This window comes from Massilia sp. YIM B02769 (assembly GCF_030411995.1).
In the GTDB taxonomy this organism is placed as follows: domain Bacteria; phylum Pseudomonadota; class Gammaproteobacteria; order Burkholderiales; family Burkholderiaceae_D; genus Telluria.
In genome coordinates this window covers 1-14,934 of record NZ_JASNRC010000012.1, presented here as the reverse complement: position 1 = coordinate 14,934, position 14,934 = coordinate 1, and the positions used below count along the sequence as shown (strand labels likewise).

12 protein-coding genes are annotated in these 14,934 nt (G+C 64.2%); all 12 read right to left on the bottom strand.

Translation table 11 applies throughout. The features are described from left to right. Positions 1-279: 279 nt before the first annotated feature. Positions 280-522, bottom strand: coding sequence for a hypothetical protein (locus tag QPK31_RS19290; RefSeq protein WP_290424508.1), 243 nt, complete (start codon positions 520-522; stop codon positions 280-282). Continuing rightward, positions 519-884: a hypothetical protein gene (locus tag QPK31_RS19285; protein WP_290424507.1), complete on the bottom strand. Its 366-nt coding sequence runs from the start codon at positions 882-884 to the stop codon at positions 519-521. The genes QPK31_RS19290 and QPK31_RS19285 overlap by 4 nt, the downstream gene beginning before the upstream one ends. Further along, entirely contained in the window at positions 881-1,291 is a 411-nt protein-coding gene (locus QPK31_RS19280; protein WP_290424506.1) for a M15 family metallopeptidase, read from the bottom strand. Before QPK31_RS19280 ends, QPK31_RS19285 begins: the two co-directional genes overlap by 4 nt. Further along, positions 1,281-1,655: a phage holin family protein gene (locus QPK31_RS19275; RefSeq protein WP_290424505.1), complete on the bottom strand. Its 375-nt coding sequence runs from the start codon at positions 1,653-1,655 to the stop codon at positions 1,281-1,283. The genes QPK31_RS19280 and QPK31_RS19275 overlap by 11 nt, the downstream gene beginning before the upstream one ends. 64 nt (positions 1,656-1,719) lie before the next feature. Beyond that, complete coding sequence (locus tag QPK31_RS19270) at positions 1,720-2,202, bottom strand: hypothetical protein (protein ID WP_290424504.1); 483 nt, start codon at positions 2,200-2,202, stop codon at positions 1,720-1,722. Continuing rightward, a complete protein-coding gene (locus QPK31_RS19265; RefSeq protein ID WP_290424503.1) occupies positions 2,202-4,205 on the bottom strand; it encodes a hypothetical protein in 2,004 nt (667 codons plus the stop codon). The genes QPK31_RS19270 and QPK31_RS19265 overlap by 1 nt, the downstream gene beginning before the upstream one ends. Before the next feature lies 1 nt (position 4,206). After that, the gene (locus tag QPK31_RS19260) at positions 4,207-4,851 is read right to left on the bottom strand and encodes a hypothetical protein (protein ID WP_290424502.1); all 645 of its coding nucleotides are present in this window, start codon (positions 4,849-4,851) and stop codon (positions 4,207-4,209) included. Continuing rightward, positions 4,848-6,650: a hypothetical protein gene (locus QPK31_RS19255; protein WP_290424501.1), complete on the bottom strand. Its 1,803-nt coding sequence runs from the start codon at positions 6,648-6,650 to the stop codon at positions 4,848-4,850. Before QPK31_RS19255 ends, QPK31_RS19260 begins: the two co-directional genes overlap by 4 nt. Continuing rightward, positions 6,647-8,131 (bottom strand): hypothetical protein, encoded by a 1,485-nt coding sequence (locus QPK31_RS19250; RefSeq protein ID WP_290424500.1) that lies wholly within the window; start codon positions 8,129-8,131, stop codon positions 6,647-6,649. Before QPK31_RS19250 ends, QPK31_RS19255 begins: the two co-directional genes overlap by 4 nt. Beyond that, positions 8,128-14,130: a phage tail length tape measure family protein gene (locus QPK31_RS19245; protein ID WP_290424499.1), complete on the bottom strand. Its 6,003-nt coding sequence runs from the start codon at positions 14,128-14,130 to the stop codon at positions 8,128-8,130. Before QPK31_RS19245 ends, QPK31_RS19250 begins: the two co-directional genes overlap by 4 nt. A gap of 68 nt (positions 14,131-14,198) precedes the next feature. After that, positions 14,199-14,570 carry a hypothetical protein gene (locus QPK31_RS19240; protein ID WP_290424498.1) on the bottom strand — a complete coding sequence of 124 codons (372 nt, stop codon included), beginning with the start codon at positions 14,568-14,570 and terminating at the stop codon, positions 14,199-14,201. A gap of 48 nt (positions 14,571-14,618) precedes the next feature. Beyond that, the coding region (locus QPK31_RS19235; RefSeq protein WP_290424497.1) for a DUF1799 domain-containing protein at positions 14,619-14,934 on the bottom strand (316 nt) is incomplete at its 5' end.

The window sequence follows — 14,934 nt, the reverse complement described above, 5'->3', positions numbered from 1 at the left end:
CTTTTTCTCGACCTCGTATGAGATCTGCTGTTGTTCCGCTGTGAAAATGAACGAGATACCGCATCCACGGCACTGACACCGCAGCGCCTCATATTCAGTTGCATCATCGTCATAATGGCCGCCGGTTCGCTGATTTGACACAGACCAGGATGACCGCGTGATAGGGACGCTCATGTCTTAGTAAGATGCGGGTTTGAGTTGGGTGAACGGCTGCTTCTGACCGATCGCGGACGATCAGAGTATGAGTGTATTGCTGTCTTGCAGTAACGACAAGCAAGATTATCGACGAAGTGGGCATCCAGCGATGATCACTTCGAGTTGCAAGGCGTAGCCCTCCCAGGCGGCGCTGTCGATCAGGGCCGCCTGCGCCGCTGCCTTGTCGCCGGGATAGGCGCCCGCGCCGAAAGTATTGGTCGGGCGCGCCGGTACCGCGCCAACGCAGCCGACCGTGACCGGTACCGGGACTTTCGGCGGCTCGGCCGCGCAGCCGGCCAGCAGCAGGCACAGGATCAGCGCCCTCACCTCCAGCCCTCCCAGGCCTCGCGCATCACGCCGCTGCAGTCCGGCGCCTGGCTGGTGGCCACGGCGGCGGCGCGGTCCTTCGTTCGCGCTATGGCGGAGGCGGCGAACTTCTCAGCCACCTGGCGGCGCCCGTCGGCCGCGCGCTTCTCGGCGCCCAGCTTGTCGACCGCGGCGCTTTGCTCGGCGAGCAGCTTCTCGACAGCGGCGCGCTGGTCCTTCTCGGTTGCCAGCGCGCGCTGGTGTGCGCCATCCAGGCGCCAGCCATTGATGACGGCGCCGGCGGCGGCCGCGCCGACCAGCACCAGGGTCAGCGCCAGGGCCGCGGCCGCGAGCCGGTATTGCGGCGGAACGACGGCCATCATGGGTAGGCCTTCCAGGCGAGCTGGAAGTGCGGGCCGTCGACCAGCGTCTTCCAGTCGCCGCCCCATTCGATCGGCACGCCCAGCTCGACCGCTGCCGCCTTCATGGCCTTGGCCAACTTCGGGTAGAGCGGCCAATCCCAGCGCACCTCGGCGCCGACCATGGCGGCCAGGTCGACCGCGCAGGACATGCCGCACTTGTTTGCCGACGGCAGATGGCGCGAGCGCGAGGTCTGCGACGCGCCGGCGGCGACCAGCTGCTGCTGGCGCGCTGGCGTGCGCACGCCCTCGGTCACCATGAAGTCGACTTCGGTCAGCTCGATGGCGCGCTTGACGACCTTGACCAAGTCAGGGTGGACGCCTTCCAGGCGGGAGAGCGAGCGCACGCTGAGGCGGAAATTAGTTTTCATGGGGCGGTTCCTTCGGTGCTTGGTTCGGTGGAAACTTGGCGTCGGCCCAGGCGCTGAACTTGGCCTCGGCCTTGAACAGCGCGCGGCTGCCCATGTGCGACGTGATGCCGACCAGGGCCGGCGCCAAGTCGGACGAGTAGCCCTGCCACTGGCAGAGCTTGAACGTGATGATCCCCACCAGCGCGGAGGTGGCCAGCTCGCCGACGAACTCGGTGAAGTTCCAGGCGCGCACGTGGCCGGCCTTCAGCTTCTGGTAGAACGAGACGAAGCCGCCGAGCAGCGACAGGCCGATCACCCAGCCCCAGGTGAGGATGCTGGCCCAGTCGCTGGGGTGGCCGGGAGGCTGCGGAGGTTTTTCGATCATTGGATGCCTTTTCATTGGGCGTAAAAAAAGCCGCTGGTCGCGGCCTGGTGGGCGTGCACGCCGATCAGGCGCGCATCAGTTGGGATTTTGGGTAGTCGGCCATGTGCAGGTCGATCGGGCGGACGCGTTTCATCACCGCCGGGTCGAACAGGCGCAGGCCGCCGGCCAGCAAGATCGCGAAGGTCAGGTCGCTGCACCACCACTTACTGTCGTCACCCCAGTCTTCCGAGTAGGTCAGCGGTATGCCGACGGCGCCGGCGAAGTCGTAGCCCTTTCCTACCTGGGCCTCGGCGAAGGCGCGCGCGGCGTCGATGTCGGGCACCGCCACTGGCATATCCCGGTAGACGACAATGCCCTTCATCAGCTGGTCGACCGAGCCGGCCCGGCAGCCGTGCGTCATCGAGGCCTCGTAGGCGCGCTCGCCGATGATCGTGATCGAGTGGCTGAACACGCGCGAGCCGGCGGCGACGCCGACCGCCAGGCTGATCGGGTTATAGGGCCAGCGGCTGGTGAGCCGGACCGTGACAATTCCAGGACGTTCTTGCATCAGATCTCCTCGATTTCAAGGGTGGTTGAGTACGCGCCTGCGAACTGGTAGGCGATGTCGGAATCTTTCGTGCGCCGGCCGTAGACCGTGAAGTCGCGTTCAAGCGCCAGGTCTGGGTGCTCGGGGAAAACGCTCATCAGAATCGGGTAGGCCCGGCTGTTGCGCACCAGGTCGAGGAACCGCGCGCGGTCAACCTCGGGCATCGCGCGCAGGTCGACCGGCACCTTGCGACTGATCGTGCCCGGGTCCACCAACTGGTCGCCGGCGGCGCCGCGCGAGATCGCCGTGCGATCGATGACCGAAACCGACGTTGCCGAGGCGTTATGCCTGGTCGTCAGTACCGGGCCGACCACCATGCACGCGGCCTCGATGTATCCCTGCGGGTTCGCCGCATCGTTGATCTCGACGCTTAGCGTGCGCGCCATGACGGGGGCCGGCAGCCAATGCCGCGCGCAAGCGCCGCCGCCATATGAGTAAGCGCTCGACGCCTGGGCCGCGGTGAATCCGCGCAGCTTGATGGCCGGCGCCGGGCAGGCCAGCACCCAGCCGCTGTCGTAGCCGGCGCCCTGCCAGTTGTCCATGTAGCCGTCCGGCCGCGCGCCCGGGGTGGCGGCGACGCTCGGGTAGTAGCTGGTGACCTGGGGGCCTGGCTCGAGCATCGCCCCCCACAGGTTGAGTCCCTTCGTCGCGTCGGTCGTAGCGCTCATGAGCGACGCAGTACTTGCCATCAAGCCGTATGCATTGTCGCGCTCCAGCAGGTAGGCGTATGGCTTGGTCAGGTGAAGCGTTGCCGTGGCGCCCGAGGCGGCCTGGTAGTTCGCCGCAAGGGTATTGCCCGTAGCGTTCGCCCGCACCTGCCAGGTGAAGTTGCCCGCCACGGTAGGAGTGACCTCCAAGCGTAGCCGGTAGTACCCGTTGCCGAGATCCGTGACGCTGCTGTTCTGCACTTGGGCGCCGTTCGTCTTGAACGAGATGGCGCCGTTCGAGAGATTGACCATTGCTCCCTGGTCTGCGCCGCCCGCACCTGACACCACGATGCCTATGTAGCGCGCTGGCCCGGACACCTGTTTCATGGTCTGCTCGATCACCACCGTTCGCCCTACTTCGCCGCGCACCGATGTGCTGAAGTAACGAGGAAGGCTACTGGTACCGGCCGTCTCGTCTACGACATCAACAGGCCATGTCGGATACACCCTGGGGGCGCTGCTGCTCTCCACGGCAGTCCATTCCGAGCGCGTCCACATTGGCGTGCCGCGTGACGCAGCGTTGTGCTTGACGGGGTAGATCTGGAACTTTGGCGTTGCGCCGCCAGTGAGGGTGCTCCAGCCCTGGATCTTGAGCCGCCACCAGCCAGCTGGGGCCGGTGCCTTCACGTCAGCAACGTCGACCGTCACTCCAGACTGGCCTGGAGCCAGCGCGGTGTACGTGGTACGGCCATCCTCGAGATTCACTTCCAGCACTGTCTGGCCGCCCGCCTTGTCCACCAGGGCCAGCACCAGCTTGGCCATTTCGCCAGCTTGACCAAAGAGCGAACCGGAGCATATGAAATTGTCGGCCAGGCCGGTGAGAAACTGGTCAAGGTACTGGAGGGTGCCGCCGCCGCTAAACCAAAACATCCGGTCAGCCGTCTGTGTCCCGTTGGGCGCCAGTGCATAGTTCGGCGAGATGTTCAGCGTGGCGGCGCCCGACGTGCACCACGTCGGGTATGTGGTGTTGAACGCCTCGGTGTACTTCAGCAGGTTCGTAGTGCCCAGCTCGGCCGTAGCACGCACTCGCATCATTGCCGTCGGCGAAAGGTTGCAGAATGGGAGCGCAACGCACCCTAGCTGCTCCGCTTCGGCCCAGGTCGCCGTATAGGTCACGCTCTTGCCAGTGGCGCGATGGAAGCTGGACTTCTTGTCGCTTGCCAGGCTGCTCGCCGCCAGGCCGCCGGCCGTGCTCGAAGCGACGAGCGACGCCACGCGCGCGATCGCGTTATCAGAAACGATTCTCAGGTTGGGCATGCTATTCCGTAGTGGTGGTGTTCATCTGCAGGGCCAGCGCCTGCATGTCGGCTTCCATGTCGGCTACGATCGCGGCGATCTCGTCGGCCGTGCTGGCATGACGCACGTCCTCTTTGTTCGCCAAGCGCAGCGCGCGGATCTCGTCGAGCAGCGCGTACCAGCGGTCGGCGGTGGCCAAGATGTCGTCGGCGGCCTGGCGCGCGGTCCAGCCGGCCCGCCACTTCGCCATCGCCCAGCTGGCCACGCCCGGCGGCACGTAGGCGTCGTCGCCTTCGGGATAGCCTGCGGCACGGTACTCGCGCGCGTGCTGCTCGGCGCGCACGTACTCCGGCGTCTGCGTCATCTTGCTGATGACAGCCAGGCGCAGCGCTTCGCCGGCGGCGTCGATGGCGTCGATCGCCTCGGCCCGCCGCGCGTCCATCTGCAGCAGGTCAACCCATTCGATGTCGCCATTCGCGAGGCGGCGAGCGTCGTGGGCCGGCGCCGGCGGGGTCCAGCTGAATGGTGCATTCACCAGCTCGTACTTGAAGCCAGGTGGGCATGGCAGCAGATAGCCAGTCGGCCCGAGGTCCGGATCATCAAGATCAGGCACAGGGAAGTAGCCGCGGACCCAGCCGTGCTCGTCGGTGCGTACGAAGTGAATCATTGGATAATCCCGTGGTTGGCGAAGGCGGAGACACGCGCGGTGGCGTTCCGGTTGTTCGAGTCGGTCACGAAAATGAAGACCGTTCCGGAGTTAGAGCGCCCAGATGTCCCGCCGGCGCCGCCGGTGCCTCGCCCCGACACGGTGATGGTGTTGCCGCTCTGGCTGATACGCATCTCGCCCTCGGTAACGTTAATGAAGGCCGTCACTGTGGCCGTACCCTGCACGTTCGTTGGGGTCACCGTGAAGGAGCCATAGACCCGCCAGGCGGTGTCGTTTGGCAGACTGCTACCGCCATTGATTGACGCCGGCACTCCGCTCATGCCGAGCTGCGCCTGCTGGATGTCCGGGTTGATCAGGACCACGCCACGGATAGTGGTTGTACCGTTTTCGCTGGTGATCCAGGGCGCATAAACATTGCCGTTACCCGCGATCTGGAAATAGCGGTTATCAACAGGATTGCCCAGCAGCAGACCGTTTGATGACAGGGCGTATCCGGTCTTCCCTGCGACAGTTGGCCAGCCAATGTCCGTATAGTCCCCACCGATCACTGAACCACGAAGCTGCACGTTGTAGCCGTAGAAGGTGCCGTCTCTCCGCAGTAGCCAGCCGGCGCCGCGGGAGTCGGTATAGCCGTTCCAGTTCGTGCTGAAAAGGTCGCCACCGATCTGTGTATTGCCGATAGCGCCTGGCATAACCATGCGGCCGGCGTTACCTTGGCTAATAACGCTGTCACACCATGCCGTCGCTTTGCTACCGCGCTCCAGCTTGACATCCGAAATGAGGATGTGCCCGTTCGCGCTCCCCAGGAACCGCAGCGTCGCCGCTGCCATCTGAGCGGCAGAAGACCGCATGTTGAACTGAAAATATTTATTGCTCGCGGTCAGCGGGCCGGTCGTAAACTCGGGCAGGTTATCCGGGAACAGGTCGACCGAAAGCGCCGTGTTTGCCTGTTGCGAGAGCGCGCGGAATGAAACGATGTAATCGACATTCGGTTCCAGCGCAAGCACTCGGCTTTGCGTGAATGTGTTTGGCGGCAGAAGCATTGCCTCGCCATTGATCGCAGCCGCAGGGTCGTACGTCACGGAGGACCCTGAATTGATCCACGAACGGAAGCTCTCTACCAGATTAGGATTGATCTGCGCCTGCTCGGCCATCGTTAGGCCGGCCCTGAAGATGATGTTTCCGTTCGCATCTTTGATGTCCAGGTTACGCGTATCGATAGAGCCGGCCAAGATGGACAGCGGCACGATCAGCTTACCGTCAACGACTACACCGTTCTCGACCCAGGCCGAACCGGTCCACCGCTTCTCCATGACAAAGGTGCCGCTGCTGATCGTCACTACGTCACCGACGACCTTGGCGGTCGGCACCGTGATGTTCGCCAGGGCGTCAGTCCAGGCTGTGCCCGAGCCGTAGTAGTGACCGGCGCCGCGCGCACCGGGTGTGCCGGTACCGGACGCGCCGTCGCGCAGCACCGGGATGATCAGCGCGCGCTGGAACTCGTCGCCGTTGCTCACCACCTTCGCGGTGACGATAGCGGTCTGGCCGTCATAGGTGACGTCGACGCTGCGGCCGACGGCGTTCGACAGCGTGCCGCCGACGGCGGTGAAGGTGACAGCGTCGTCCAGGCCGACAAGATCCGCTGTGACGGTCACCTTGGCCAGGTCGACCTGGCCGGCTGCGTTCAGGTGGAAGCCGGGCGCGCTGGCCGTCAGGTTGATCCAGGCGTTCTTCGGATTGACGATCCGCACCGATGCGGCCTGCAGGATGGCGTCACGGTCATTCAGCACTACGCTCATACGAGAAACCCTACCTTGACGCGCCCGGTGTTCCAGTCGGGCGCCAATGAAATAACGATGCCGGAGACGCCGGCGTCCATGCCGAAGCGCGGGCTGTAGACGGTCACCGCCTGGCCCAGCTCGAGCTGCAGCAGCTCGGGCACGCCGTCGAACTCGTAGGTCGTGCGCGGCACCTTCCACAGGTCAAGCCGACGCTGCGCTTCGACATCGGCGTCAGCCCGGGTCAGCAGCATCGTGTCGACCTGGACCGGCTCGGCGTTCAGGCGGTACGTGGCCAGCGTCGCCGCGTCGGTCTTGGTGGTGGTCAGCCACTCTTCGGTGAAGAGCGCCTTGTGCACCTCCGGCAGGTTGGCCAGCGTGCCGGCGTCCTGCACCGTCCAGTTCTTCGCGAAGCCCAGCTTGACGGCGCCCACTACGTCTGTGCGGCTGGCCGGCGCCAGTGTGCCGTCGATCATGTGCTCAGGACGGATCACGAACGGCGTGCCGGTACCGGGCAGCGCTACCTGGATCAGCCGCATCAGACCCAGACGCGACATCACCAGCTGCGCGCCGATGCTGCCGAGTAGCATCTGGCACGCGGCCAGCACGTTCAGCCGGTCGGTGGAGTACAGCCCCATCGGCTGCGGGTGAGCCGCATCGAAGGCGGCCAGGTTCGCCAGGTCGAGATCCGCATCGGTGAAACGGTCAGCAGCCTTGCCGTATCCGGTTGCCAGCCGTTTGCACATGGTCGCCGCGGTGTCGCAGTAACCGGCGCCGCTGTCGCCCTTGACTGACAGCGTCACGGCGCCGGCCGGCGTGGACTCCAGCGTCACAGTCCCTGCGGCCGGGTTCGACGTCAACGCCACCGGTGCGCCGTTGTCGCGCGCCTCGTTGGCGATCACGCCCTCCGCCGACGCGCAGTGGTAGCCATAGGTCAGCGTCGCCGGGTTGATCGGCAGCGGCGTGATGTTCGACACCTGGCCGATCGCGAACGGAAGGAGCGCGTCCTTCTGCTCGGTCTCGCCGCCCAGCTTCACCTCGGTAATCGCCGTGTTCAGGCGCTGCAGCTTGTCGCGCAGCTTCAGCAGCAGCGCGCTCCGGCCGCTCGGCGCGATGTCAGCCACGACGCCGTTGAAGATCATCCGGAAGTCGCTGCGCGGCCAGCGAATGTCGCCGATGTACGCCCGGATTTCCCGATTCTTCCAAACGTAGCCGGCGCCGGCCCAGGCATCGCGCACGCCGGCAGTGTTGTCGATCTCCAGGTTGCCAGCCGACAGCGCGCCGTCACCTTCGAGCGACAGGCGCTCCGTGAACAGCGTGCCGACGGTGGCGATCGGGAGGTATTGCGTGTTGGCCGGACTGTCGGCCGGCGACGTGGTGAATGCCTTGGTCGCCATGTAGACCATGGTTTCCACGCCATTCACGCGCGCCGCCGCCTCGATCAGGACGCAACGATACGCGGCCGAGCTTTGCAGCCAGGCCAGGAACTGAGGATCAGTCATTCAGGCATTACCCTTTCGTTTGCGGTACTTGCGAGGATTGCACTCTTGACAGTGGTCGCGATGAACTGCGCCGATTCGCTTGACACTCTCGCACCTGCGGCCATCTGGTCGCCAGTCTGGCGATTCGCATCCGCGCGCAGACCGGACAACTCCGTGCGCAGCGCCTTCACCTCGGCAACCAAAGCTTCTTTGTCCGCCGTGCCATAGGAGCTGTAAGGGATCGGTGCGTTGACCGGCGGCGCTACAGCAGTCAGCGGCGAAGTGTTTTTGTTCATCACCGTATGAAGCTGGAGGATTGCCTCCCGAACCGACAGCACGGACTTCTCCACGTCGATCAGGCCCTTGACCGAAAGCTTGAGTGCTTCCAGCTGGGCCTTGCCGACGTCCACCTGGGCGCTGGCCCAACGCTCAGCTTCGGCCGTGGACGCCTGCGCGTAGTCGAAGTCGGAGCGGTATTGGCTGCTGCTGGCGAACACAGCCCGCGACGCAGTCAGGAATGCGTTGAATGCACCCTGGTACTGCGACTGGGCCGCTTCATCGCCGCCGCGTGCCGCCGCCAGCACCGCGTCGTACTGCGCCTTCGCCTCTGCATACTTCTGCATAGGCGACAGCGGCGACAGGCCTCCGAGCAGCGTGTTGTCACGCAGGCTTTTCAGCGTCGCTGCGAACGACGACATCCGGCTGATGGTCGCGTCGATCGCGGCGGTCTCCGCCTTGTAGGCATCGGTCAGCGCAGACTTGGCACTGGCCAGGGTCACGCTCGTATCCTCGATTGCCGGGTACACCTGGGCGAAGGCTTCCTGCAGCGCCATCAACTGCGCGTACTGCTCGCGTTGCGCAGAACTGGTCAGGTCAAGACCCAGGACGTACTGCTTGAACGCTTCTCGCGAACGCAATGTGGCAAGCCCCATGGCGCCGAGCTGTTCGGCGACATACTTCTGGACAGGGGCCAGCCGTTCCGCTTCGGTCAGATAGTTCTCAGCAAACGACGACGCCTGGTCGGCCAGCTCTTCAATGCCGCCAACCATGGACAGCAGCTCTTCGCGCGCGGCGATGCTGGCCATGCCGGTAGCGCCGAATGACTTGCCGATGCTGGCCAAGACCGCATCCAGACCCGCGTAGTTCGATGCCAGACGCGCCAGGGTCTCCAGCGCGCCCTCTCCCACCTGTTGAAAATCGGTGAGGCCGGCCACGCCGAAGCTGGCAAGATCGTCGCCGATCTTCGAGAACACCGCGGATAGTTCCTTCTGGATTTCCTCGCCGGTTTTGCCTTTCAACGTCACCTTGCCGATGTCGACAACGAAACTGTTCAGGCGTGCTGAGAAGTCGCCAGCATTGATCTGCAGGAGCTTGCCCGCCTCAAAGACCGTGTCATAAATCGAAGTGAGGACAAGCCCGATCTGACGATTGCCCTCGGCGCCGAGACCTTCCAGCTGGGTTGAGTACTTGTCCTTTTTGAACCACCCACCGTCCTTCTTGATGTCGGCATACTGCGACGCGCTAACCCCGTCGGTCAGGATGCTGGCGTAGGTCGCCTTACTCATGGTGAAGCCAGTGTCCTCGACGGTTTTCTTCCCGCCAAACACCGAGTTCAGCACAGATCCAGTGATCTTTCCGACCCAGCCTCCAGTGAGCTTGTCGAGCGCCAGGCCAATGAATCCGCCGGTTGCCAGCACGCCAAGGGTCGAACGTCCGAACGCGTCGGCGCTGCCGCGCGTTGCACTGCCAGCGCCGAAATCTCCCGAGACGCCGGTGGTGCGCACCAGCAGGGACGAGAAGCTGTTGATCCCGGCTTCGATATTGCGCAGCGATCTCAGCATGCCAGTGCTGATGCCCAGCTCTTTCGATGCCAGCGATTCCATGATGTCCAGCGACTTGGCGATGGACTCGGATTTTTCGTCCGAGCCCAGCACCGACCCGGTGCCCTGGGCCTTCTGACGCGACTCCGACAGATTGACGCCTCCGCTGCCGACGCCACCGATCGCAACACCAAGTGCGGCCACGATGGCAGCCATCGCCGCCATGCGACCGAACGCGGTATATGGGTCGCCAGAGCCTTGGCTCAACACCGCCGAGATACCCTTCGGCACCAGCTCGGCCAGCGTCATCGCCAGTTCGGCCGCATGGAACACCTGCGATGCGGCCTGCAGCGCCTTGTAGCCCTTGCTCTGCTCGCCGAAGAAGCCGGCCGCAGCGCTGGTCATGGCGCCATAGCCGGCCAGCCGATTTTTCGCCCCCTCCTCATTGAGCTTGTCGACGATCTCCAGGTGCTTGACCTCGTTGATCTCCTTATTCCGGAGCAGCAGGTCGGCGTTGCCGCGCTGCTTTGCAATCTGCGCCTGACGCTGGCCGAATGCATCCAGGGCGCCAGTCATCTTCGTGATCGAGTCGCCGGCGGTACCGAACGCCTCGCGCAAGGCCTCTCCGAAGGTCTGGGCCCGAGCTGGGTCGAGAAATTCCTTCAGGCTGTCCTGCGCCTTCTTGTTGGCTTCCGCGATCCCTTCGTTGACGGCGCCTTGCTGCTTGAGCAGGGCGAGCTTGCGCAGCTCTTCGGCCTGCTCGCGGTAAAGCGCCGCCGTAATACTACCGGCTTCCACCGCTTCCAACTGCGCTGCGGCTTCTTCTTTCAGGGTGGCGATCCCGAGCATGCGCTCCGCCTGGAGGGCGGCCACGGCCTCCTTGCTCAGGCCGATTTCTTCGTTCGCCAGCTGCTGCGCCTTCACCTGGTCCTGCAGGCCGACGAGCTCCGCGCTGGCAGCCTTGACGCCCTGCATGTAGAGGTCTTGGCTGGCTTGCGAGCGGTTCCGCTGGGCGGCGGCCAGATCGTTCTCCAGCTGCTGCTGGCGGCTGAGTCGCTGCTCGCCGAGTTTGGCGATTTGCCCAGCAAGATCCTCCTGCTCCCGTTGGCTGCCGATTTTTTGGCCAACCAGCGCGAGTTGCTCTTGTAGGCCGCGCTTCTGGTTGTCCATGATGGCGAGTTGCACCGCTGCCGTTTGCCGAAGCGCGTCATCTTCTGTGATTTCGCCGGCATCACGCTTCGCCTGGATCTGCGCAAGCGCCCGTTGGCTGAGTGTTTCCTCCAGCTCGCCGCGCTTTCGCAGCGCCGTAATACTGGTGTCGATCCCCAGAACAAAGACGTCGTTGTACTCGCGACGGATGGCCAGCAGCTGCTTGTCGATAGTGATGGCGTTCGGGTCGGTGGACGACTGGGGAATGCCCAGTTGCTCACCTCGAGTCTGGGCCGCCCTCAGCGCCCTGTCGCGCTGCTCCGCCCGAGTGAACAGAATCCGCTGCTTTTCCTCCCATTCCCTTTCCGCCGCCTCGCGCTGCACCTTTAAAGCAGCGTCCTCGCCAGCTTTCTTGTCGGCAGCAGCCTTTTCATTGATCGATTTCACAGCACGCTCGTTTGCAGCAATCTGCGCCTGTGCACCCAGTACATCACGATCCCTCGACGGGTCGTATCTCTCGCCCTCTCGCGCTTTCCCGATCCTTTTCAGGCGCTCGACACTTTCCTCAAGGGCCTTGCGTTGCTTGTCCAGCGCGGCCAGCTGCTGCTCGGGTCCCAGCTCACGGCTCCCGGAAAACTCGACAACTGCGTCCCATGCGCTGCTCGTCGCGCTCTTGATGCCAATCCAGGCGCGCTCCCAAACCGAGAGAACTGCGAGCACCTTTTCTTTCTGGCTGGCGATGCCGTCGGCATACGCGTTCTGTGCGATGCGAGCTGCATCGATCGTACGGCCCTGTACCTGCGCCGCCCTTACAGCGAGATAGGTCTCGGTGGTGACGAAGCCGTATTGGTCACCCATGGCGCGGAGCGCCGTGAGCGGATCCTTCCCGAGCGCGGCAAATTCCTTCGCCGTGTCCTCGACGCTTTTGCCGAGCACGCGCTGGGCGTCGACCGCGACGGTGCCGAATTTCTCCAAGTTGGCGCCGGCGATGGCGCCGGTGCTGGCCAGGGTGGTCAAGGCTTTGGCCGAAACGCCCTGCGAGCCGTTGATTTCCTTCATGCTGGCCGCCATGTCGGCCATCTGGCCGGCGGTGGTGCCAGCGAAATTGCCGGTCATAATCAGGGCGCGCGAATACTGCACGGCCTCTTCGTGACCAGCCTTGTAGGCATAGGCCAGCGTGCCCAACACTGCAACGGTCACCGTGTAGGGGTTGATCAGCCCGAGGACGGCGCCACCAAGCGCGCGCGCGGCGGCACCGACGCCTCCAAACATGTCGCGCAGCTGGCCACCCTGCTGCATAAGCACAGTGAGCGGAGCCTGGCCGCCCTGAAGGCTGACGATGATGTCGGTCATCTGCGCCGGCACGCCGCGCATTGCGGCGCTCATTGCTGCGGCAGACATTCCGCCATTTCGGAAAGCCTGGTCCTGGGCGTGGAGCTGGTCAAGCAGCGGCTTCGCTTGCGTGGTGATGCCCAACTGCGCGGCCTGCAGTTCCAGCATTTCGGTCCGCGTTTTGCCGATGGCTGCAACCTGTTGTTCCAGGCCCTTGAGGAACGACGTCCGCGAGGCCTGAACTTGGGACAACTCACGTTGCGCCTGCGCCTCCATCTGGGTGGCATAGGTCTGCTGCTCCTGCGCCAGGCGCAGGTCGCGCAGTTTCGCGATCAGGGGCTCAGTGGTGCTGGTCAAGCCGAGTTGGGCGGCTCGATAGCGATTTACCTCCTCGGTCGACAGGCCAAACATCGCGATCTGCTCGCGCAGTCCTGCAATGAAGCTGTCCTTTCCGGCCTGGGCTTGCAGCGCTTCTCGCTGGGCCTGGTCGGCGGCACGTGCTGCGGCCGCGACCTGTTCCTGGGCCGTGCGCATAGCGTGCAGCTGCGCGATCAGCGGTTCAGCTACAGCGGTCAGGCCAAGCTGAGCGGCGTGGTGACGCTGCACCTCTTCGGTGGAGCGTCCATACAGGGCGATCTGCTCGCGAAGCCCTTCCAGGAAGCTGTCGCGGCGCGACTGCGTCTGAGCTGCATCCTGCTGCGCCTGAGCTGCGGCGCGGGCACTGGCCGCGACCTGGTCCTGCGCCTGCTGCAGGGCGCGCAGCTGCGCAATCAACGGATCGGCAGCACTGGCAGCTCCGGCTTGCGCGGCGCGATAGCGCATCACTTCTTCGGTCGACTTGCCGAACAAGGCGATCTGTTCGCGCAGGCCGGCCAAGAAGTTGTCGCGGGCAGTCTGGGCCTGGGCGCTGTCGCGCTGTGCCTGCGCCGCCTGACGTGCGGCCGCGCCAGCCTGTTCGTGGGCTTCGCGCAGTGAGCGCAGCTGGGCGATCAGTGGTGCTGCCTCTGCCGCTGCGCCAGCCTGCGCCGCGCGGTATTCCAGGATGCCTTCGGTCGATTTGCCGAAGAGCGCGATCTGTTCGCGCAGGCCATCAAGGAACGTGGTCTTGCTCGTTTCGGCCTGAGCCGCTTCGCGCTGAGCGGCAGCTTGGGCGCGTGCGGCCGCTTCGGACTGCTGCTGCGCGGCGCGCATGTTCTGCAGCTGAAGGATCAGCATCGACGATTCTTGCGCGGCGCCGGCTTGAGCCGCGCGGTAACGCTGGACCTCATCGGCGGACTTGCCGAAAAGCGCGATCTGCTCACGCAGGCCGGCCAGGAACGACTCCTTCGATGCCTGAGCCTGGGCGAGTTCGCGCGCGGCGGCTGCCTGGGCCTGGGTGGCCTGAGTCGCTTGCGTCTGGGCCGCCTCGACCGCCCGCAGCTGATTCAAATATGGCGTAAGCGATGCTGGATCGACGCCGCGGTTGCGTGCCATCGACTCGTAATAGGCGGCCGTGCTGCGACCGCCTGCCTCCATGGCCATTGTAGTGCGCTGAATGGAAGCGATGATGTTGCGCTGCGAGTTTTCCACTGCGCGTGCGGCGGTTGCCGAGCGCTCGCCGGTCTGGGTGATCGCTTGCCCTGCGCGGTTCGCTGCATTGACGGCCGGGCGCAAGCCTGCTTCCACGCCCGAAGCGTCTGCCACCACTCGAATTGTTGCGTTGTTGACGATATCGGTCATGGCGTGGCCCAAAATAAAAAAAGCCACCCGAAGGTGGCTTGGTTGTGTGTTACTGGCTTACTGCCGGATCAGATTCCGCCGGGCGACGTACAGACTTTCACCGCAGGCGGTTTCGACTTGAATCGACGCTCGATCGCGCCCGCATACTGTGCGGCAGCCTTCGAACAAGACATTGCAGCGTTTAAGAAATCTTCGCTCTCCGCTACTTGCTTTGCAGTATCAGCGCCAATTTTGCGTAATTCAGAGATTCCTTCCTCGGTGCTTCGCCTCAGCCGCATATTCAGGTCATTCATGCGAGTAGTGCGGCAGTACTCCTGCTGAAGCTCGGCCTTATCCGCAGTCTTGAGCTGCAGGTATTCGGGCTTGTCGCACGTGATGCTGAAGGCCAGTGCCGATCCGCTCGCCAGTCCGAGCGCGGCCGCCAGAATAAGTCGCTGCATGTCCCCTCCTATGATGAGAATGCAATCTTACACCAGCGCCACCCCGGCCTATTCGTCGCGGCTGTTCATGAGGTTGAGCGCGGCGAACTCCATGGTCTGGATGTCCGCCTCGAGCTCGTCGTACTGCGTCGGGTCCAAGTCCATTCGATCCATCTTCCGATGCAGGACGGCATAGTCCAGGCCGATCAGGCCCATGCCGCCGGCGCGCCACTGTGTGCGCATGAAGGCGAACAGCACGTAGGCGTCCCAGTGCTCCGGCCAGATCTCGACCACCTCCTCGTCGAAGTCATCGAGCGTCAGGCCGGCGAGCTCCATCTGGGCCAGGTCCTTTTTCGTCGGACCCGGCGTGTACATCGCCTCAGCG

Excerpts from the sequence above, each read along its gene's own strand:
- QPK31_RS19240 (WP_290424498.1), bottom strand. The coding sequence starts at position 14,570 with ATGCAGCGACTTATTCTGGCGGCCGCGCTCGGACTGGCGAGCGGATCG.
- QPK31_RS19250 (WP_290424500.1), bottom strand. The coding sequence starts at position 8,131 with ATGACTGATCCTCAGTTCCTGGCCTGGCTGCAAAGCTCGGCCGCGTAT.
- QPK31_RS19265 (WP_290424503.1), bottom strand. The coding sequence starts at position 4,205 with ATGCCCAACCTGAGAATCGTTTCTGATAACGCGATCGCGCGCGTGGCG.
- QPK31_RS19280 (WP_290424506.1), bottom strand. The coding sequence starts at position 1,291 with ATGAAAACTAATTTCCGCCTCAGCGTGCGCTCGCTCTCCCGCCTGGAA.
- QPK31_RS19275 (WP_290424505.1), bottom strand. The coding sequence starts at position 1,655 with ATGATCGAAAAACCTCCGCAGCCTCCCGGCCACCCCAGCGACTGGGCC.
- QPK31_RS19270 (WP_290424504.1), bottom strand. The coding sequence starts at position 2,202 with ATGCAAGAACGTCCTGGAATTGTCACGGTCCGGCTCACCAGCCGCTGG.
- QPK31_RS19245 (WP_290424499.1), bottom strand. The coding sequence starts at position 14,130 with ATGACCGATATCGTCAACAACGCAACAATTCGAGTGGTGGCAGACGCT.
- QPK31_RS19260 (WP_290424502.1), bottom strand. The coding sequence starts at position 4,851 with ATGATTCACTTCGTACGCACCGACGAGCACGGCTGGGTCCGCGGCTAC.
- QPK31_RS19285 (WP_290424507.1), bottom strand. The coding sequence starts at position 884 with ATGATGGCCGTCGTTCCGCCGCAATACCGGCTCGCGGCCGCGGCCCTG.
- QPK31_RS19255 (WP_290424501.1), bottom strand. The coding sequence starts at position 6,650 with ATGAGCGTAGTGCTGAATGACCGTGACGCCATCCTGCAGGCCGCATCG.